Here is a 20,509-nt window from a genome sequence, read left to right as displayed (position 1 = left end):
ATGGCTCAATGGACCACGGCTTGCCCTGAATGGGAATCTCTTCTGGTTGCAAAGCAATCAATCATCCCACCACCAATTTTTCGAGATCAGGCAGAACAGGCAATTGGCATCTTTAAAGAGTTACGCGTCTCTGATTTACCAGGAAAGCCAACATTTGGTGAGTGCTCCGAGGAATGGGTATTTGACTTTGTTAATGCCATCTTCGGTGGCTATGAAGCAGAGACTGGTAAGCAGTTAATCCGCGAATATGGACTACTTATCTCGAAAAAGAATACAAAATCGACCATCGCTGCAGGGATTATGCTGACCGCGCTGATCCTGTGCTGGCGTGAAGATGAAGAGCACCTGATTCTCGCGCCGACAAAAGAGGTTGCTGATAACAGTTTTAAACCTGCTGCCGGGATGATACGCGCCGATGATGAGTTGTCTGATATGTTCCAGATTCAGGACCATATCCGTACCATAACACACCGAGTAACGCGAAATACGCTCAAAGTAGTAGCAGCTGACACCGATACGGTTTCAGGTAAAAAGTCAGGGCGCATTCTGGTTGATGAGCTTTGGTTATTTGGAAAGCGAGCTAATGCCGAAGCCATGTTTATGGAAGCACTTGGTGGTCAGGTATCGCGCAACGAAGGGTGGGTTATATTCCTGACTACGCAAAGTGATGAACCGCCTGCTGGTGTTTTCAAAGAACGCCTTGATTACTGGCGAGCTGTGCGAGATGGGAAGATTAATGACCTTAAAACACTCGGCGTCCTGTATGAGTTCCCTGACTCTATGGTGGAAAGCAAGGCTTACCTTGAACCAAAAAATTTCTACATCACCAATCCAAATATTGGACGTTCGGTAAGTGAAGAATGGATTGCCGATCAGCTTCTGAAGAACCAGAACAAAACAGACGGCACATTACAGCAGTTCCTTGCAAAACATCTCAATATCGAAATTGGTCTGAACCTCCGCAGTGACCGATGGGCAGGTGTTGATTTCTGGGAACCGCAAATTAGGCAGGTAACATTCAGCGATATCCTTCAGCGAGCTGAGGTTGCTACGGTTGGAATAGATGGTGGTGGCCTTGATGACCTTCTTGGTCTTTACATTATTGGTCGTGACAAAGAAACCCGTGAGTGGATTGGATGGGGCCATGCCTGGGCGCATGAAATAGCTGTGCGCCGCCGCAAAAGCGAGGAATCCAGGTTCAACGATTTCGTTAAGGCCGGTGACCTGACTATCGTAAAACGAGTAGGACAGGACACGGAGGAAGTCGCTGAATATGTCAGCCGTATTAATGATGCGGAACTGCTGGATAAAATTGGCATTGACCCTTCTGGTGTCGGTCAGATCCTTGATGCTCTTGTTGAAGCTGAAATACCTGAAGATTCAGTGGTTGGTGTCAGCCAGGGCTGGAGACTTGGTGGTGCGATTAAGACAACAGAGCGCAAGCTTGCAGAGGGAGTGCTTATTCATGGTGGGCAGCCATTAATGGCCTGGTGTGTAGGCAACGCCAGAGTAGAGCCAAAAGGTAACGCTATCCTCATCACCAAACAGGCCAGTGGAAAGGGGAAAATTGACCCCCTTATGGCCCTGTTTAATGCCGTTTCGCTAATGGCACTTAATCCTGAAGCGAAAAAGAAAGATTACCAAGTATTTTTCATATAAATCACACGTCAGTTAATGACCCGCTACGGCGGGTTTTTTCGTTTCTGGAGGACAGTAAATGAAGCTTGACCGCGCATGTACGATCATGACGGTGAAAGCGGTGGATGAGGACAAACGGATAATCACCGGGATTGCTTCCACACCATCACCTGACCGTGACGGCGACATTATGGACCCTGACGGTGCGAAGTTCGGTAGTGAAAACCCATTCCTATGGCAGCATGACAGAACCCAACCTATTGGGAACTGTTCTGCAAAGAAAGTGAAAGAAGGTCTTCAGATCACGGCGCAACTTGTTAAGCCAACACCTGACATGCCATCTCAGTTGGTGGCAAGGCTTGAAGAAGCGTGGGCATCGATCAAATCAGGTCTTGTGAAAGGCCTTTCTATCGGCTTCAAACCAATTAAATACGCATATCTCGACTCTGGAGGCATCCATTTTCTTGAATGGGAGCTTCTTGAAGTCTCTGCAGTAACGATCCCGGCGAATGCCGAGTGTTCGATTCAAACCGTTAAATCGTTTGACCGCCAGTTACTCGCCGCGCTTGGCAATGAGAAACCCGTGGTTAAAGCAAATCAATTCGCTGGCGCTACAGCACAAAAACAAACTTCTCAAAAAGGAAAACCAACGATGAATATCGCTGAACAGATCAAAAGTTTTGAAAACAAGCGTGCAGCGCTGGCCGCTTCACTGAATGACATCATGAGCAAAGCCGCTGATGAAGGCCGCACTCTTGATGCAGAAGAAACAGAAAACTACGATAATACTTCCACTGAAATCAAAGCGGTCGACGAGCACCTTAAACGCCTGCGTGATATGGAAACCAGCATGGCGTCAACTGCCAAGCCAGTAACTAAAGCAGCATCTGGTGAAGTTGCAGTGGTAAACAACGCTCCATCAATCATTCGCGTTGAGCCGAAGCTGGAAAAAGGTATCGCCTTTGCCCGTTTCGCCAAATCACTCGCAGCTGGTAATGGTAGCCGTTCTGAAGCGCTACAGATTGCGAAAAACCAATATCCAGATGACACCAAGCTTCACCACGTTCTGAAGGCCGCGGTTAGTGCAGGTACCACTACTGACCCAACATGGGCTGGAGCGTTGGTTGAATATCAGGATTATGCACAGGACTTCGTTGAGTTCCTGCGTCCTCAGACCATTATCGGCCGCTTCGGTCAGGGTAATATCCCGTCTCTGCGTCAGGTGCCGTTCAATGTTCGCATTCCGGCGCAGACCTCCGGTGGTTCTGCTAACTGGGTTGGTCAGGGTAAAGCCAAGCCTCTGACCAAGTTTGACTTTGCAACCATCACCTTCGGTTTTTCCAAAGTGGCGTCTATTGCAGTTCTGACCGAAGAACTGATCCGTTTCTCAAATCCATCTGCTGATGCTCTGGTGCGTAACGCCCTGGCCGAAGCGGTGATCGCGCGACTGGATACCGACTTCATCGACCCGACAAAAGCGGCAGTGGCTGATGTTTCCCCAGCATCCATTACCAACGGCATCACTGCGATTCCGTCTACTGGCGATCCGGATGCCGATGCAGCGGCTGCTTTTGGTCAATTCATTACCAACAACCTGCAGCCGAATGGCGCGGTATGGCTGATGTCCAGCACTACGGCTCTCACTCTCTCCATGCGTAAAAATGCATTGGGCCAGAAAGAGTACCCGGACATGACCATGCTGGGCGGTACATTCCAGGGACTGCCAGTAATTGTCTCCCAGTATGTTGGAAGTCAGTTGGTGCTGGTTAATGCACCGGATGTGTACCTGGCTGATGACGGCGGTGTGGCTGTTGATATGTCCCGCGAAGCTTCTCTGGAAATGCAGAGCGCTCCGACCCATGACAGCACCACCCCAACGGCAGTGGAACTGGTATCCATGTTCCAGACCAACAGCGTGGCCATCCGTGCAGAGCGCTGGATTAACTGGAAACGCCGCCGTGATGCTGCAGTCGCTGTTATCTCCGGCGTTGATTACAGCACTGGCGCTACCAGCTAAGAAGGAGGGCGGGGGAAACCCCGCCATTTCATATGGCAAAGATCAGATACCTACAGCGTACACATGACTCATTGCCAGGTGATGAGAAAATTGTGAATGACCAGTGCGCAAAGGTGCTGGTTCTGCTGCATAAAGCTGAATATGTGGCTGGAAAAAAAGCTGGTGGACCGAAAAAGAAAAAAGTTAACTCGGAGAATGGCTGATGTGGAATCCTTTTAGACGGAAAGAGAAAGCACTACAGCAACCATCATCTCGCGGCTGGACTCCAATATTTTCCTTTGTCAGAGAATCTTTCGCTGGTGCATGGCAAAGAAACATGGAAATCAGGAATGAGACCGTACTTTCGTATTATGCGGTGTTCTCTTGCATTACACTGATAGCCAGTGATATTTCAAAGATGTCGCCAGCCATTCAGGCCAAAGATTCTAACGGCATCTGGAAAGAAGTTACTGATGACAATTTCGATAAACTAATCAACAAGCCTAACCAGTTTCAAAACACAATTCAGTTTTTTGAAACGTGGATGAATTCTAAACTTTCACGCGGTAACACCTACGTGATGAAGGTAAAAAATAATTCCGGGAAAATTACAGAACTTCGCATTCTTGATCCGGATAAGGTCATCCCGTTGGTCGCTGATGATGGGTCTGTCTTTTACCAAATCAGTCCTGACCAGATTAGTGGTTTGCCGACACAAGTAACCGTTCCGGCACGAGAAATAATTCACGACCGCTTTAACTGTCTATTCCATCCCCTGATTGGTATTTCTCCCATCTACGCATGCGAAATAGCTGCGATGCAGGGGAAACATATCCAGGAGAGTTCAGCACACTTCTTCAAAAACGGTGGTAAGCCAAGCGGCATCATCACTGTGCCTGGCTCTCTTGATGCTGAAAAGGCTAAAGAAATTAAAGCAGCATGGGATGCAGGTTACACCGGTGAAAATGCAGGAAAAACAGGTCTTCTTTCCGGTGGCGCAGCTTATCAGGCACTGACTATGTCAGCTGTTGATGCTGATACTGTTGAACAACAGAAACTCTCTGATCTCGCTATCTGTTCCGCCTTTCATGTTCCTGCATATAAGGCTGGCGTAGGAGAAATACCCAGCTCTGACAACGTTGAAGCACTTGAGCAGCAATATTACTCACAGTGCTTGCAGGTGCTAATTGAGTCTATCGAGTCACTCCTGAAAGAAGCTTTCGAGCTTGGTGCAAAAAATCGGATTGAGCTTGATATCGGCGCGCTATTACGCATGGACAGCGAACGCAGAATGAAAGTGTTGGGTGATGGCGTCAAAAACACCATTCTTACTCCAAACGAAGCCCGTAAAAGCGAAAATCTTCCTCCTGTTGAAGGTGGTGATTCTCTGTTCCTGCAGCAGCAAAACTACAGTCTGGCAGCACTGGCCAAACGCGATGCATCAGATGACCCGTTCGGAAAAGGACAGCAACAGATGCAGCCATCGCCAGAGCCAGTAGACGAAAGTGGAAAGGCGTTAAGCGAAAAAGAACTTTTCGCGGCGAAATCAATGCTCAGAGGATTATTAACAAAATGAATGAACGTGAATTATCCCTGATTAAAGCGCTTGGCGAAGAGTTTGGATTAGCCATTCAAAAAATGGCAGATGACTTTCAGCAAGCACTGGAGAAAACAGCCAGTAATCTGGAGAAGCAACTGGAAGAGTTTCGTCAGTCAATTCCAGAATTCCAACCAGTAGAAATACCAGATGTATCTAAAATGGTTGCCGATGCTGTAAGTGAAATTGAATTACCGAAGGCACCAGAACTACCAGACATTAACCAGATTATCGCCGATGCTACCGAAAGCGCGGTGAAGCAGGCTTTTGAATCAATTCCAGTACCCAAGGATGGTAAAAGCGTCACGGTTGATGATCTGCGTCCCCTTGTCGAAGAGGTAGTTAATTCGTTAATTCCTGAGCCGGTAGACGTTGAAAAACTCGCTCAGGATTTATTGTCAAAAATTCCTGATCCTGAACCTGGTTCCGATGGCCGTGACGCTCTTGCAATAGAGCTTGAACCATTCATTGACGAGAAAAAAAGCTATCCTCGCGGTACCTATGCTACTCACAAAGGCGGCCTTTGGCGCTCCCATGAAAAGACGCACGGCATGCGGGGCTGGGAATGTATTGTTGACGGTGTCTCGGGCGTTGATGTCAAACAAGATAACCTGCGAACCTTCTCAATTTCTCTCGAAAGAGCAAGCGGTACTCTTGAAGTTAAGTCTTTTGATATCCCGGTAACTATCTATCGTGATGTATTCAAATCTGGTACCGAATATCAGCCTGGCGATACGGTCACATGGGGTGGTTGTATGTGGCATTGCAACGAGAAAACATGCGACAAGCCTGGTGAGACAGGATCGAAAGGATGGACGCTTGCTGTTAAGAAAGGGCGAGATCTGAGGGATAAGCCATGATCGAACTGGTGACGCTCGAAGAGGCTAAGTTGCATCTCCGTATTGACGACGATTACGGAGATTCAGACCTTACCTTAAAAATTCAGGGCGGCAGCGCAGCAATACTTTCCTACATTCAGGGAAGTCGCGCGTTAGTCGTGGATAGTTCAGGAAATCTAATTGATGGTGAGCCGCTTACTCGCGTTCAGACAGCTCTGCTGGTTCTGCTTGGCTATCTGGACCGTAACCGCGGCGGCGAAGAAGAAGAAAAGTTGAAACAGGGAGAGCTTCCTTTTTCTGTATCGATGCTGATTTACGACCTCCGTAAGCCGACAATTATTTAAGGGGCAGGTATGGCATGCGCAGGATGCGCCAGACGGCGCGAGTGGATTAAAAAGTGGACGAGGATTGCCTATGAACGAGCAGCAGGTAAACGAACTAACGTCGGCACTGAAAGCGCTGGCAACGTCTCAACTGAAACAGGCAGAAGCGATAAACCGTCTGGCTCAGGCTGATGAAACAATGATATCTCTGATAGCAAAAACGCTCGTTGATGAAATTGACGATGAGTTGCCACAGCAAACCTATCTTGATGGCAAGCCGAGGTAATTGTGGAATTTGCAAAACTGCGCCACCGCGTCACCATTCAGCGGAGAACCGCTATCCAGTCACCTACTACTGGTGCAATGGAATACACCTGGAATGACCTTGCAGTTGTGTGGGGTAGCGTGGTTGCCTCTTCGGTCAGGGATTTCATTACAGCCCAGGCATCAAACGTAAAAGTAACAGCCAGAATCACTATCCGATACCGGGAAGATATCCTGGAGAAAGACCGTATTCTTTTCCGTGGCAAAATCTACAGCATTGAGGGGATTCTTCCTGACCCTGATAGTGGACTTGAATATCTCACGCTTCCATGCTCAGAGGGGGTAAAGGATGGTTGACAGCATTGAGTTTAAGCTTGAAGGTGTAGATTCACTGCTTGGTAAGTTAGAAGCTATTACCACGGAAACTAAGCGTAAAACAGGGCGCTCCGCACTGAGGAAGGCGGGAAACGTAATCGTAACTCAGATAAAGAGAAACGCAGAGCGGATCGACGATCCTCACACCGCACGTAGCATTGCTGATAACGCTGCGTTGCGCTGGAATGGTCGTATGTTTAAACAAACCGGTGACCTTGCCTTCAGGATAGGCATTCTTCAGGGAGCCGTACTAAAAAAACATCCAAGCACTGCGAAAGATGCCCCTACTCCTCACTGGCGTCTTCTTGAGTTTGGCACTGAAAAAATGGCAGCAAAACCGCTCGTTCGTGCTGCTGCAAATTCCAGGCTGATAGAGGTTTTCAACACCTTCTCTGTTAACTACGAAGCGGGGATTGACCGTGCTATTAAACGAGCGCAGAAGAAAGGAGAGACGGCATGATTGCTCCTATTTTTCCTGTTTGCGCGTCGAGTCCTGAAGTCACTGCCTTACTCGGAAGCAATCCGGTAAGAATTTACCCTTTCGGCATTCAGGACGATAACCTTGTTTATCCATACGCCGTCTGGCAGAACATCAGCGGCTCTCCTGAAAATTTTCTCAATCAACGACCAGATGCGGATATGTATTCGCTTCAGGTTGATATCTATGCTGATACCCCTGATGAGACCATTGCTGTAGCTAAAGCCATGCGCAACGCTATTGAGGTAAAAGCCAATATAGTCAGGTGGGGAAACCAGACGCGAGACCCTGAGACGCTCAGGTATCGCTATTCCTTCGATGTTGACTGGATTGTCAGCAGATAACAAACCTACCACAACCGGCCTTGAGCCGGTTTTTTTATACCCGGAGATAATTATGTCAGTAGTGACTCAAGGCACTCAGATGTACGTTCTGAATAACGGCGTGGTCAGTGAAGTTGAATGTATTACTTCATTCTCACCAGGTAGTAGCCCGGCAGATCAAATTGAAGATACCTGTCTGAGCGAAACCAATACTCGTTCTTATAAAAAAGGTCTGCGCACCCCGGGTCAGGCAACCGTTGCTCTTAACGCCGACCCGGCAAACGCCAGTCACGTAATGCTGAGCAACCTGGCTGAATCAAGCGACCAGACCAACCTGACCTTCGCTATAGGCTGGGCCGATGGTACTGCAGACCCTACTGCTGCAACAGTCGGTGACCCTGATGCAGTTGATGGCCTGTCTCTTCCAGATACCCGTACTTGGTATGTATTCCAGGGTTATGTATCAGATTTCCCGTTTGATTTTCAGGCCAATACGGTAGTTCAGACTTCCGCGACTATTCAGCGTTCCGGCCAGGGCGTCTGGGTTCCTAAAGCACAGCCAACCAGCTAAACGTAATAATCTGCCAACTAGCGGGGGCAACCCCGCAATAAGAGAGTAATAAATGAAACTGACTCTGGATTCATTAAAACAGGCTGGTGCATTCACTGGGAGACCTGTTGAGAAGGAAATTACCTGGAAGCAGGGTGATAAGGAAATTACCGCTACCGTTTATATCCGACCTATGGGTTATCACGACGCAGTATCTACTGTTCTGTCAGCCGCGGGAAAGATTGATGGTGTTGCCGGACGTATCGCATCATCCATTTGTGATGAAAACGGGAATCCTGTTTTTACTGTTGCTGACATTACTGGTGAAGCAGACCCTGAGCGCGGAGCGCTCGATGGAAACCTTACCGTCGCTCTACTTGTCGCTATTCAGCAGGTTAACGACCTGGGAAAGACGAACTCAGCGCAGAAGACGAATTCTGGTGTGAATTAGTTCTCAACGGGATCGGCGGTCGCACCATTGCTGAAGCAAAAGAACGCGTTAGCGTTACAGAGTATCGCGACTGGGTTCTTTACCGTCAAAAGTACGGTAGCCTTAACGGAATGATGCGTACTGAATGGGCCGCTGGCCTTATTTCTTCTGTGCTGGCTAACGTCAACCGTGGAAAAGATTCCCCCTCCTTCAAAGTAACAGACTTCACACCACACATTAACGAGCCTTCCATTACACTGGAGCAGGCTATGCAGGAGTGGACATAGCATGGCTGGTAAATCCCTTGGAACGCTGACCATTGATCTTGTAGCCAAGGTTGGTGGATTTGTATCTGGTTTAAGCCAGGCTGAACGGGCATCTCAAAAATGGCGCAAACAGGTTCAGGCCGATGCAAAAGCAGCCGCAGTAGCATTTACTGGTTTTGCAACCGCAGCAAGTGCGGCAGCTATCGGTGTCGGAGTAGCCGGTTACAACTTGCTAAAAACAACCTCAAAGCAGATTACCGAAACCGACCGTTGGGCTAAGTCGCTCAATATGTCTACACAATCTTTGCTTGCCTGGCAGTATGCAGCTGAAAAAGCTGGCGTATCCGGCGACCAGATGGCCGATATCTTCAAGGATATTGGCGATAAAATTGGCGATGCTGTACTGAATAAATCTGGTGAAGCGGTAGATGCTCTAAATGCACTCGGATTATCGGCTAAGAAATTAGCCAGTGAATCACCAGATAAGCAGTTGCTGGCTATCAGCAATGCACTCGGCAAGATTAAAACAAACGCTGAAAAGACCACAATTCTTGAAAGTCTTGGTAACGACCTTTCCAAGCTTCTCCCATTGCTTGATCAGGGAGGAGAAAAACTTCGCCAGTATATGGACGCGGCAAAACAGTTTGGTGTTGCCCCTGACGATGCTGATATCGAAAAACTGGTGAAAGTAAACTCCCTGTTTGAGGACATGGAGACGCAGGTAAACGGTGTAAAAATTGAGATTGCAACCGGCCTGGCCAATGTTGACCTGTCAGGGTTACAGAACGCGATTACTGACATGGGGGATGTATTCAAAGATCCTCAGGTTATTCAGGGTTTGACAGACCTGGTTGGTGGTGTTGTTGATCTCGCGACCTGGCTTGTTAAAGTTGGTGCTGAAGCAGGGAAGCTAATTGACCTGTACAAAGGCGGTAAGGCTGTAGGTGACAATGCATCTGTAACTGATATAGAGCGCCGCCTCAACAATCTTAAAGCTGATGTAGAAGATCAGGGATTCCTTGCCAGCTTTAACCGAATTGGTATGGACGTTGACGGGAAAAAAGCTGAAATAGCGCAATTAGAACGCCGACTGTCCATCATGAAAGCCGGTAATAATCTTCCTCTCAGTCAGGCCACTGTAGGTGCGCCTTCTTCTTCCAGCAAAAATTATTCCTTAGGCTCAGGAGAAACTAACGGGAAAGCATCTCCAGATGCCGGGGCTAGGAAACTGGAGTCAGCATTTAAGTCTCTGGAAATGAGCTATCAGCGCCAGATAGCACTGATTGACACAACTGGCAAAAAGAATCAGCAGGTAACCGAGCTTGAGAAGCTGCGTTTTGATTTCACATCTGGGAAATTAACAGGAATTAATGCAGCTCAGAAAGAGCGACTTGAGCAACTTGCTACTGAGATAGATCGCCTCAACTCACTCAAAAAAGCCAACGAAGAAAATCTGAAACTTGTCGAATTTACCGCTAATTTGCGTAAGCAAAATCAGAATGACCAGGCAGCTAATGATTCTGATTTTATCGGCGCCGGTATGGGAGACAAAACTCGCCAGCGCATGAAGGAATTGCTGGATATCCAGCGTAGTTTTCTCGACAGGCAGCAAGATCTGCAGAAACAATACCAAAGTGGTGATATAAGCAAATCGCTTTATGACCAGGAGACGGCAGCGTTACAGCAGGCACTTGATGAGCGTCTCGATATTCAGCAGGACTATTACAAAAAGTCCGATGCACAGATGGGCGACTGGCAAAGCGGGATTATGGATGCGTTGAATGATTACGCCGATAACTCTGCTGATTACTACCAGACCGCCGCCGATGCGATGAGCTCCATTCTTAATGGCGCAACGGAATCCATCTCTGACAACCTGAATGATCTTGTGCACGGGGCAGAAGATTTAGGAGATTTCTTCAGTAATATTTTCTCTGGCCTTGGAGAAACAATAATTAAAACCCTTTCTGATATGGCGGCACAATGGCTGGTATATCAGGCAGTGCAATTGCTGGTAGGTAAATCCACTCAGGCAAGCGCAGCGGCATCAATGCTGGCAAACGCGCAGGCATCATCCTTGCAGGCTCAGATCGCCGCTTATGCATCTACTGCGGCAATTCCTATCGTTGGTCCTGCGCTTGCGCCTGCAGCGATGGCAACAGCTGCGGCGGTAACTGCACCGCTTGTAGCAGCCGTTGGAACTTCTGCCCTTGCAGGTATGGCGCACGATGGTATCGACAGCGTTCCAGAAACCGGGACTTGGCTTCTCCAGAAAGGGGAGCGAGTCGTTACTTCTCAGACCTCTGCAAAGCTTGATGAAACACTCGACAGGGTAAACCAGCAGTCTACTCAGGGTGCCAGTTTCTCACCCGTTATAAACATGAATGTGAACGGAGACCCTTCCGACACTCAGATTGCCATGATGAAACAAGCAACTACAGAAGGGGCAAAGCTTGGTTATCAACAGGCAGCCAGTGACCTTGCGAGCGGCAAAGGTAGCATTTCAAAAGCTATGATGCGCTGGAACACTAACAGGAGAACGGGTTAATGGCTAAAACAACCAGCATTAACTATCCGAATGATTACCTGCCTATTCCATTGCAGGAAGGATTCGGGTTAAAGCCTGTTAGCCCATTACTGAGAACAGAACTTACATCTGGCAGGGCAAGACAGCGCCGCCTTTACACTTCTACGCCAACTCAGGCATCAGTGGCATGGTTGTTTACAGATCCGGAGGCTCAACTCTTTGAAGCGTGGTATAGAGACACCATCAAAGATGGTGCTGACTGGTTCAACATGCCACTTCGATCACCACTTGGCATTATAGATATGTACGTTTGCCGTTTCGTAGACATCTACGAAGGGCCAACCATCGAGGGCGGCAATTACTGGCGATTTACTGCCACACTTGAACTGTGGGAGAGGCCTATTCTTGCTCCTGGCTGGGGAGATTTTCCCGATTACATTATTAACAGCAGCATTATTGATATTGCGCTTAACAGGGAGTGGCCCAGACCATGACTGTTCTCAATCGTCTTTACGCCTCTTCTGGTGAGGAGGTGATTATTGAAACCCTGCAAATAAACATTGGAACTGAAGTTTATTTCTTGTGCAAAGGTTTTGACGATATCACTGCTGTCACTGAAGATGGCGATGAAGTTACCTTTCAGGCAGCGGCTATCGATATTGCTCTTCCTGCCAGAAATAGTGACGGTACACAGGATTTACAGTTTGCGATCGACAATATTGATGGAGTTACTTCTACAGCGATTCGTAACGCGCTGGATAACCTATTACAGGCATCATTAACCTATCGTAACTACGTATCTACCGACCTTAGCGCTCCCGCTTCAGTTCCATACACATTGGCTGTTAAGAGTGGTTCGTGGACCTCTACGCAGGCGCAGATTACTGCTGGATACATGAACGTTCTTGATACCGCATGGCCTCGCCACCGATACACCCTCCCGTATTACCCCGGCCTTCGTTACATGAGTTAAGGAGCAACAATGTTCAATCCTGATAAATACCTTTCTGTCATATGGCAGAAGGGCGGTCGCACTTATCCTGAACTTGACTGCTTCGGCATAGTGAACGAGGTACGAAAAGACCTTGGGCTGCCGCTATGGCCAGATTTTGCAGGTATAACAAAAGACGACGGAGGTTTAAATCGAGAGGCCAGAAAACTCATGCTTTCTCTGGAAAAATGCGCGCCGTGTATTGGTTCCGGTGCCGCCTGTTATTCCGGGTCAACCGTTACTCATGTTGGTGTAGTCGTTGAAATTAACGGCCAGTTGCATGTCGCAGAGTGCAACCCAGGAGTGAACGTTACTTTCCTTCCTGTCTCGCGTTTCAAACGTCGTTTTGTCAAAGTGGAGTTCTGGAAGTGACTATCAGAATTTATCCTTCCCGGCTGCCTGGCGAGCCACTCGAAACTCATGAACATGGCGCAGCAACTATCCATCAGTGGCTTGCGAAGAACGTTCAGGGCTATAAGCCTGATATGAAGCACCCGATCACAGTTGATATTGATGGAGAGAACATACCGCCTCAGGCATGGTTTGAATTTGCTATCAAATCAGACAGTGATGTCAGAATTTACCCTGTCCCTTATGGTGCTGTAGCTCTTGCCTGGATTGCCGTTGCTGTATCAGTTGCATCAGTCGCGTATGCTCTTTTCTTTGCCCCTGGTGTTGGTGACCTTGGCGGTTATTCATCAGGAACGGGAAACCCTCTTGATGTAAATCCAGCTAAAGCGAACAACGCAAAATTAGGAGACCCGATACGCGAGTTATTTGGTCGAAGCCGTATTTATCCTGACTATGCGGTACAGCCGGTAACAAGATTTTCATCTGATGATCCAACTGTCATGACGGTTGAAATGTTCGTAGTATTGGGAAATGGGCGTTTTTCATTTGGAGATGGCGATATTCGCGTTGGTTCAACCCCAACCGCCTCTCTTGGAGACGGATTTTCCTACACGGTTTTTCAGCCAGGACAAAACGTTAGCGGTGACCGTCGAACTGAAAACTGGTTCAATTCTACTGAGGTAGGAGGAACAGCATCTGGATCTGGTCTTGACATGGCGCAAACTGCACCTGACACGGAAGATGTTGTTGCTAATTCGCTAACCGTTTCCGGACCAACAATAACATTTAATGGGCTGAGCACGGATGATGGAGATGAAACAACAAATGACCTTCCAGATACATGGACAGTTGGTGCTATTGTTGAGTTAATTGTCCCTGATTCCTATGTAGTAACTAATGATGGTGCTTACAGCAGAATTACCAGTGATACGCTTGAGGAAATAGCTCCTTATGTCGGGATGCCTGTAACTCTCTGGTACAACAGCATTGATTACCAACTTTTCATTGCTGAATTTATACCTCATTCTGAGCCAGTCGGTGAAGACGTGATTACCGCATCAATAACCCTATCTTATGATAGTGCTACTGGAACTCCGTTCACGGGGATTCCTGAAGGTTATGTCAGGCTATCTGTTTCCCATGCAGGAAGCGAATATCAGATTATTGATATAGATGGAAGCTCGGTAACCATAGAGCGGATTATTGATGGCAGCGTGGATCCTTCATGGCCTGGATTTTCACCGCGCACAGTTCTTGATTTTGAAGCAAACGGCTTAAATGAGAACGATAGTTGGATGGGACCTTTTCTAGCATGCCCAGAAAATGAAGTTGTTGATATGTTCGAAGTAAACTTCTTTTTCCCAAACGGAATTTGTGGGTACAACAAAAAAGGAAACAAGCAAAACCGTGAGGTGAAGTGGGAGATTCAGTACCGACCATATAGCTCAGGTGCCGGGTGGATAAGCAAAACAGGAGCGTACAATCTTCAGAACATCAACGGACTTGGATTCACCGAACGAATCACGCTGGATGCACCTGCGTTGGTAGAGGTAAGAGCTCGCCGCACGAACGAGCAGGGGCAGGATAATAGTCGAGATAACATGTACTGGCAGTCATTGCGAGGGCGTTTGTTGTCTCGGCCGACATCGTATTCTGGCGTCACCACAATGGCGGTTACGGTGGAAACGGGTGGTAAACTTGCAGCGCAGTCAGATCGCCGCGTAAACATTGTGGCCACACGAGTTTATGATTCTGGTGTGTCAAGAAGCATTTCTGGGGCTCTGTATCATATAGGTAATGAGTTGGGGCTAGCGATGGACCGTGAAGCTATTGACTCACTAGAAACTACTTACTGGACCCCTGGCAGTGAATTCTTTGATTATGCCACTACGGATTCTGTTTCTGCGCTGGAGATGCTTCAGAAGGTGACAAATGCAGGAAAAAGTTACTTCCTTCTTACCGATGGTCTGGCATCTGTAGCAAGGGAAGGCGTGAAAACGTGGACGGGAATAATCAGCCCACAGGAGATGACTGATCCACTGCAGACGGCTTTCGTTGCTCCGTCAGCAGATGACTATGATGGTGTTGATGTTACATATATCAACGGCACTACATGGGCTGAAGAGACGGTGCAGTGTAGAACATCAGATAACCCAACTCCGGTAAAGATTGAGGACTATACGCTTGATGGTGTTCTTGATCAGGACAGAGCTTATCAGATTGGCATGCGAAGACTGATGAAGTATCGACAGCAACGTCTTACTCACACGACTACAACGGAAATGGATGCTCTCTGCTATAACGTTGGTGACAGGATTATCTTTACTGATGACATTCCAGGTAGCAAAACAATAAGCACGTTAATTGAGGCTATGAGCACTAGTAACGGTGTAACTACTATAACTGTGTCAGAGCCACTTGACTGGACATTTAACAATCCTCGCGCATTAATACGCTATCAGGATGGTTCGGCTTCTGGTTTGTTGGTAGTTACCATGGTAGGAGACTATAAGCTCTCGGTAACAGAGTTGGCTGATTTCGGTAACATCGTTCTTAACGATCCATCTATCGAACCTCCTCGCCTGATATTTTGCGAGTCATCCCGTGTTGGATACAGCGCATTAATTTCAGAGATAGCACCACAATCTGACGGAACATGTCAAGTAACAGCCAAAGAGTATCGGGACTCCTTTTATCAATACGACAATGCCTCCTACCCCGGCAATATAGCTTAACCAATATCATCATAACCCACCCTGGTGGGTTTTCTTTTATGAGGCCCATATGACGACTTACAACACCGGCAATCCGCTGGGGTCTGCTGCTGCAAAGGATTTGTACGACAATGCTGAGAACTTTGATTATCTCTCAAATGATTTATCCAAAGAAATATGGCCAGACCGTTTCGGAAAACAAAGACTGACATGGTACGGAATGGAAGAGAGATATAAAACGGCACTGGTTAATCTTGGATTTAATCCTATAGGAACATTTCAGGACGGAGCGATAGTCACGGCTACTGGTGATATCGTCCAGGATACAAGAAATGACACATGGTACCGGTGGGACGATCTTACAACTATTCCAAAAACAGTCCCTTCTGGCTCTACTCCAGAATCGTCGGGGGGAACCGGAGAGGGAAAATGGCTGGCCGTAGATGTAAGCGATGTACTTAGGAAAGATCTCGCTTCACCTGATGCCGGGAAAGGGGCCTCTATAGTTGTAGTTGAAGGCGGAGGAACTGTAGAAGAAGCATTAAAAGACAATAAAAATGCAATACGGAATGAGATTCCAACAACAGACCGACGCATTATTATAAATGCACATCGTGGCTATTCTGAAACGTATATCGAACAAACACTTATGGCATACAGTCAGTGTCAGACCGAGGCTTTTGAGATTGATATGCAAACTACTTCTGATGGTTACGCGGTTTGCTTTCATGATGATGATTTATCAATCCAAACCGTTACCGGGACAGGTGCGATAAAAGACAACACAATGTCGACAATTTCCTCTTTAAGGTTTAAGCGGACTGTAGGAACGCGTTATGAAGATATGGTAGGCATTCCACAACTAGGGCCTGTCTGTAAAATAGCGCTCCGCAGGGGGAAAAAATTATTAGCTGAAATAAAAGGGTATCGAACCATAGATGATTGCGCGTTATACAATCAGATTATCGGTCAGTACGGGCTGAACTCTTCCACAACATATATCTGTTTTGACTTTGCTCCACTCCAGTACATAAGAAATATTAACGGAGAGTCTTCATTTGGGTGGGTTATTAACTCATATGACAGCACTATGGATCAGAATATAGAAACGCTTGCATCATGGGGCGGTGGTATGCTTGGTATTAATAAATCTGCATTGACATCAATAGGAAACGATAAATTAAGACAATGGGAGGCTATGGGGTTAACACTCAACTCATGGACTATATACACACCTCAAGATTTGGAGTCTGTTCTTAGTTTAGGGATACGCAATGTAACCATTGATAAAGAATACGCTAATATTTTGAATAATTGAGGATTTGTACATGTCTTTTATCACTAACTCAAAAAATTTCTCACACTGGACATTCAATCAAACAGGAAGAGGGACGGTGTCAACTTTGTCAGACGGGAGGATTCGAATGCAGAATCCTGATACAACCAGTCGGGCGATGGTCTATCGTGACGTAATGCTAATGCCAGGGGACATTGTCACAATATACGGCGTAGGAAAAACAACAGCACTTACGTCAGGTCAATTTATGATGGGTATTGAATACCCTGTCGGAACGCGTAAGTCGTTGGCAAATTTCAACCATAATGAAGACAGCTTGCTGCTGAAATGTTCGTGGAAAGTTCCGGTAGATTGGGGGGCAACCAGTGTTCGTATATGGTGCGGATTACCATCCAATACCGTAGCAATTGCATATATGACTGATTTATGGTTTACGATAGAATCACAGAACCTCGGATCTCGTAGAATTCTAATGGACGGTGTATTAGAAATCGCAGCTGGCGTGGCGAGCATTTCTACTGTTTACGATCGAATGAATATTGGTACAGTAAATGCGAGTGGTATTAACGTAGATATTTCACCACTTTCTTACACCGCTGGAGACAGGAGGCCATTATCATTTACTCAGCAAGTGTTTAACTCAAGTGAGAATTATTCCAGTGGAATGCTAGTTCCTGTATCTAATTTTACATCTAGTGGTGTATTAAATATCAGGTTAATAAACCCAACGACCGGTAATGCCGTTGGGGTTACTGGATCTACTATATATAAGACATTGGCGTTTTCAGTTTATATATAAAATTCACTTACAACTCTTGTCAGAGTCAACTATAATTGTGTCTTTAACTAGATATAAATAAAAGTTTTTCCCCTCGATCTTTGTAGAGTACCTGCATTTGTTGTCCAATGCATATTTCAATACTTCTTGTGCGTTGGGTGGCCTTCTTAATGACAAATTTTCCATAAGCATTCTTCGATATGGCCAATAAAAATTATTAAGATACTGCGGAACACTATATTTTAAAAGGGGAAATTTCTTTTCTGAATTGATAAGCATAACTGGCTTTAGCTCTCTACCAGTAAATGCTATGTTTGTATAATTAATATTTGATGAAAGGAATTTGATTTCATTAAATATTGAAGAAATATACTTATCTTGCGCTTTAACCGCATTGCCATACGCAAACATATATATAACTAAGTAAAATACTATGCACAAGGTATATGGAACATAAAGCAGGGCCATTATCTTAATCTTAGTTGAATATGCGTAATATGCTATAAGAAATATAAAACCACCAACTCCAACATAGATTCTAGTAAAGAATGGTATTGCTGATTTTAGTACCAACAGAGATCCAACGCAAAATATAAAAGCAAAAAATGGGATCATTAAAACAATAAAAGATGACAATATAAACTCTTGGTGTTTATATTTGTTGGTTTTGAATTTCTGATAAATTATGACTAGCGAGCAAATTACGGATACGCTTAATGTTATTATCAGGAATAAATCAAAGTTATTGTTAAATACATTATTATCTAAAAAGGAGTAATACCTTTGGGCATTCACATGTATTGTAGATATAATGCTATTATTTGATAGCGTGGGATGGTTGCCGCCATGATTACCACCAAAGAAATATGGCAAGATAATTTTCAGATAAACTATTGCCGATACTATTACAGATATGGATATCTCTATTAAAAAACGAATGGGTTTATCATTGTTAATATACCTCCTTAAAAACTCGCACATTCCAATTATTACAAGTAAGTTTATAGAAACTTGGTAAGTTGAAAATGCACATGTTGAAATTATTCCATATGATAACATGCGCAATAAATAATTATCATAACGCACTGCAAGGATAAGACTAGTTACAGAGATACTTACCAACATAGGTAGAGAGTCAAATCTATATGATAGCATCTCGCTCAATGAAGGGCTGGCGATAAATAATAGTGGGATGGTAATTGCAATAAATGAATTTTCATTTATTAATTTTTCCTTAATCAATACGAGAGATAGAGCTAGACATGATATCCCTAATATCAATGGAAGCGGGTATAAATCTACAATATGATCTCCCATATTAAGTGTCATCATAATAAAATCAGACAAAGGCCTTCCATCTATTCCCCAGCGCGTATACCCGAGAGCAGCTCTACCCATGTCATCGACATAGTATTGAGATGCCAATAGCACAGGTATACAAATAAATGCCAACGCAAACAGATAAATGGAAAATAACTTCCTAGAATTCATTTTTTTCTCCCTTTAATAAGATATCTAGGTCTATCTTTAACTTCTATATATATTCTTCCAATATATTCCCCAAGAACCCCGATCCCTATTAGTTGGATGCCGCCTAAGAATAGAATAGAAACCAGCAAAGAAGGATAACCTCTAACCGGATTGCCAAATGCAAGTGTGTCAATAATCATCCATGCTCCGTAAAAAAATGACAGTCCAGCAACAAAAAGCCCTATATACGTCCACATGCGTAGAGGGAATGTTGAAAAACTAGTAATGCCTTCAAGTGCCAGGTTCCAGAGTTTCCATCCATTAAATTTAGAATAACCAGCTACGCGCTCAGCACGGGCATATTCAACCACATCAGTGCGACCACCAACCCAGCTAAGTACGCCTTTCATAAATAGATTGCGTTCTGGCATAAGCTTAATATTTTCGACAACATCGCGGCTCATTAATCGAAAATCACCGACGTTTTCCTCGATCTTCGGATTGCTTATTTTATTGTGCAACTTATAGAACCATTCTGCCGTTTTGCGCTTTAGCCTTCCATCGGTAGATCGGTCTGTTCTTTTAGCCAGAACCATATCAGCGCCATCCTGCCACTTTTCAATTAGGCGGGGGATGACATCGATAGGGTCTTGCAGATCAACATCGATTGGGATGACAGCTTCCCCAGTAGCATTATCAAGTCCTGCAAATAGGGCTGGCTCTTTACCAAAGTTACGGGTGAACGACAGAGGTATCACCAATTTATCAGATACAGCAAGCGCATTGATGATTGATTCTGTTGAATCGCTGCTTCCGTCGTTGATGAAGACTATCTCAACTTCATGCTCTTTTAGGCCTTCAAACTCGCGTACCGTTTTATAAAATATAGGTATCGTGGCCTCTTCGTTAAAGACCGGAACGACTAAAGAAATTTTCATTTCGCATCCCTAAAGACAATGAATTTTGAATAGATAAAGCCGCACACCAGACTGATGGCAGAGAAGATGATTAACGTGATAATAGGGGCCATGCCAGATCTATCAGCGCACCAACCTACAGCAGCGCTTAGTGTTCCCATGAATCCAACGTAAAGCATGTAACGCATGGTTGTGGTGGAAGACTTGAACGTGAACCTGGCATTTGCAAAAAAGCTGAATGACACCGCCACGACGAACCCGGAGAAGTTGCCAAGAGCCTGACCTGTGTGAAACGCGTATATGCAAATAGCGAACACAACCCAGTGAATGAGCGTGTTTATGACGCCGATTGATGTGTACTTAGCAAAGAGCTTTAACATTATAT

22 protein-coding genes are annotated in these 20,509 nt (G+C 45.7%); 19 read left to right on the top strand and 3 right to left on the bottom strand.

Annotation, left to right across the window (positions count from 1 at the left end):
- The 19 genes from ACVXHP_RS06845 to ACVXHP_RS06755 all read left to right on the top strand — a co-directional run bounded on the left by ACVXHP_RS06845 (position 1) and on the right by ACVXHP_RS06755 (position 17,758).
- Positions 1-1,659 (top strand): terminase large subunit, encoded by a 1,659-nt coding sequence (locus tag ACVXHP_RS06845; protein WP_447571121.1) that lies wholly within the window; start codon positions 1-3, stop codon positions 1,657-1,659.
- Between the two features lie 58 nt (positions 1,660-1,717).
- Positions 1,718-3,655 (top strand): phage major capsid protein, encoded by a 1,938-nt coding sequence (locus ACVXHP_RS06840; RefSeq protein ID WP_447571120.1) that lies wholly within the window; start codon positions 1,718-1,720, stop codon positions 3,653-3,655.
- A gap of 202 nt (positions 3,656-3,857) precedes the next feature.
- The gene (locus ACVXHP_RS06835; RefSeq protein WP_447571119.1) at positions 3,858-5,210 is read left to right on the top strand and encodes a phage portal protein; all 1,353 of its coding nucleotides are present in this window, start codon (positions 3,858-3,860) and stop codon (positions 5,208-5,210) included.
- Entirely contained in the window at positions 5,207-6,091 is an 885-nt protein-coding gene (locus tag ACVXHP_RS06830) for a phage gp6-like head-tail connector protein (RefSeq protein WP_447571118.1), read from the top strand. Before ACVXHP_RS06835 ends, ACVXHP_RS06830 begins: the two co-directional genes overlap by 4 nt.
- Entirely contained in the window at positions 6,088-6,414 is a 327-nt protein-coding gene (locus ACVXHP_RS06825) for a head-tail connector protein (RefSeq protein WP_447571117.1), read from the top strand. The genes ACVXHP_RS06830 and ACVXHP_RS06825 overlap by 4 nt, the downstream gene beginning before the upstream one ends.
- Before the next feature lie 70 nt (positions 6,415-6,484).
- The gene (locus ACVXHP_RS06820; protein ID WP_447571116.1) at positions 6,485-6,679 is read left to right on the top strand and encodes a hypothetical protein; all 195 of its coding nucleotides are present in this window, start codon (positions 6,485-6,487) and stop codon (positions 6,677-6,679) included.
- Positions 6,680-6,681: 2 nt separating this feature from the next.
- Positions 6,682-7,014, top strand: a complete 333-nt coding sequence (locus ACVXHP_RS06815) for a phage head closure protein (RefSeq protein WP_447571115.1) — start codon at positions 6,682-6,684, stop codon at positions 7,012-7,014.
- Positions 7,007-7,492: an HK97-gp10 family putative phage morphogenesis protein gene (locus ACVXHP_RS06810; protein WP_447571114.1), complete on the top strand. Its 486-nt coding sequence runs from the start codon at positions 7,007-7,009 to the stop codon at positions 7,490-7,492. The genes ACVXHP_RS06815 and ACVXHP_RS06810 overlap by 8 nt, the downstream gene beginning before the upstream one ends.
- A complete protein-coding gene (locus tag ACVXHP_RS06805; protein ID WP_099530396.1) occupies positions 7,489-7,854 on the top strand; it encodes a DUF3168 domain-containing protein in 366 nt (121 codons plus the stop codon). Before ACVXHP_RS06810 ends, ACVXHP_RS06805 begins: the two co-directional genes overlap by 4 nt.
- Positions 7,855-7,906: 52 nt before the next feature.
- On the top strand, positions 7,907-8,404 hold the full coding sequence (locus tag ACVXHP_RS06800; RefSeq protein ID WP_033807312.1) for a phage tail tube protein: 498 nt from the start codon (positions 7,907-7,909) through the stop codon (positions 8,402-8,404).
- Between the two features lie 52 nt (positions 8,405-8,456).
- Positions 8,457-8,834, top strand: coding sequence for a phage tail assembly chaperone family protein, TAC (locus ACVXHP_RS06795; RefSeq protein ID WP_114675535.1), 378 nt, complete (start codon positions 8,457-8,459; stop codon positions 8,832-8,834).
- 110 nt (positions 8,835-8,944) lie between these two features.
- A complete protein-coding gene (locus tag ACVXHP_RS06790) occupies positions 8,945-9,100 on the top strand; it encodes a phage tail assembly protein T (RefSeq protein ID WP_423243877.1) in 156 nt (51 codons plus the stop codon).
- 1 nt (position 9,101) lies between these two features.
- Complete coding sequence (locus ACVXHP_RS06785) at positions 9,102-11,627, top strand: phage tail tape measure protein (RefSeq protein ID WP_447571113.1); 2,526 nt, start codon at positions 9,102-9,104, stop codon at positions 11,625-11,627.
- Positions 11,627-12,100, top strand: coding sequence for a hypothetical protein (locus ACVXHP_RS06780; protein ID WP_447571112.1), 474 nt, complete (start codon positions 11,627-11,629; stop codon positions 12,098-12,100). Before ACVXHP_RS06785 ends, ACVXHP_RS06780 begins: the two co-directional genes overlap by 1 nt.
- Positions 12,097-12,579 carry a DUF1833 family protein gene (locus ACVXHP_RS06775; RefSeq protein WP_447571111.1) on the top strand — a complete coding sequence of 161 codons (483 nt, stop codon included), beginning with the start codon at positions 12,097-12,099 and terminating at the stop codon, positions 12,577-12,579. The genes ACVXHP_RS06780 and ACVXHP_RS06775 overlap by 4 nt, the downstream gene beginning before the upstream one ends.
- 9 nt (positions 12,580-12,588) lie before the next feature.
- Complete coding sequence (locus ACVXHP_RS06770) at positions 12,589-12,969, top strand: nitrite transporter (protein ID WP_447571110.1); 381 nt, start codon at positions 12,589-12,591, stop codon at positions 12,967-12,969.
- Positions 12,966-15,683: a host specificity factor TipJ family phage tail protein gene (locus tag ACVXHP_RS06765; protein WP_447571109.1), complete on the top strand. Its 2,718-nt coding sequence runs from the start codon at positions 12,966-12,968 to the stop codon at positions 15,681-15,683. The genes ACVXHP_RS06770 and ACVXHP_RS06765 overlap by 4 nt, the downstream gene beginning before the upstream one ends.
- Before the next feature lie 49 nt (positions 15,684-15,732).
- The gene (locus ACVXHP_RS06760) at positions 15,733-16,980 is read left to right on the top strand and encodes a glycerophosphodiester phosphodiesterase family protein (protein WP_447571108.1); all 1,248 of its coding nucleotides are present in this window, start codon (positions 15,733-15,735) and stop codon (positions 16,978-16,980) included.
- Positions 16,981-17,086: 106 nt separating this feature from the next.
- Positions 17,087-17,758 (top strand): hypothetical protein, encoded by a 672-nt coding sequence (locus ACVXHP_RS06755; RefSeq protein WP_447571107.1) that lies wholly within the window; start codon positions 17,087-17,089, stop codon positions 17,756-17,758.
- A 3-nt stretch (positions 17,759-17,761) separates the two neighbouring features.
- Here ACVXHP_RS06755 and ACVXHP_RS06750 read toward each other — a convergent pair whose 3' ends face one another.
- The 3 genes from ACVXHP_RS06750 to ACVXHP_RS06740 are packed head-to-tail and all read right to left on the bottom strand — an operon-like array spanning position 17,762 to position 20,504.
- On the bottom strand, positions 17,762-19,228 hold the full coding sequence (locus ACVXHP_RS06750) for a glucosyltransferase domain-containing protein (protein WP_447571106.1): 1,467 nt from the start codon (positions 19,226-19,228) through the stop codon (positions 17,762-17,764).
- The gene (locus tag ACVXHP_RS06745) at positions 19,225-20,145 is read right to left on the bottom strand and encodes a glycosyltransferase family 2 protein (RefSeq protein WP_447571105.1); all 921 of its coding nucleotides are present in this window, start codon (positions 20,143-20,145) and stop codon (positions 19,225-19,227) included. The genes ACVXHP_RS06750 and ACVXHP_RS06745 overlap by 4 nt, the downstream gene beginning before the upstream one ends.
- On the bottom strand, positions 20,142-20,504 hold the full coding sequence (locus ACVXHP_RS06740) for a GtrA family protein (protein WP_447571104.1): 363 nt from the start codon (positions 20,502-20,504) through the stop codon (positions 20,142-20,144). The genes ACVXHP_RS06745 and ACVXHP_RS06740 overlap by 4 nt, the downstream gene beginning before the upstream one ends.
- Between the last annotated feature and the right edge of the window lie 5 nt (positions 20,505-20,509).

The organism is Citrobacter freundii complex sp. 2025EL-00176, assembly GCF_053309355.1.
The sequence above is the reverse complement of the archived record's forward strand: the minus strand, read 5'-3'. Positions and strand labels throughout refer to the sequence as shown.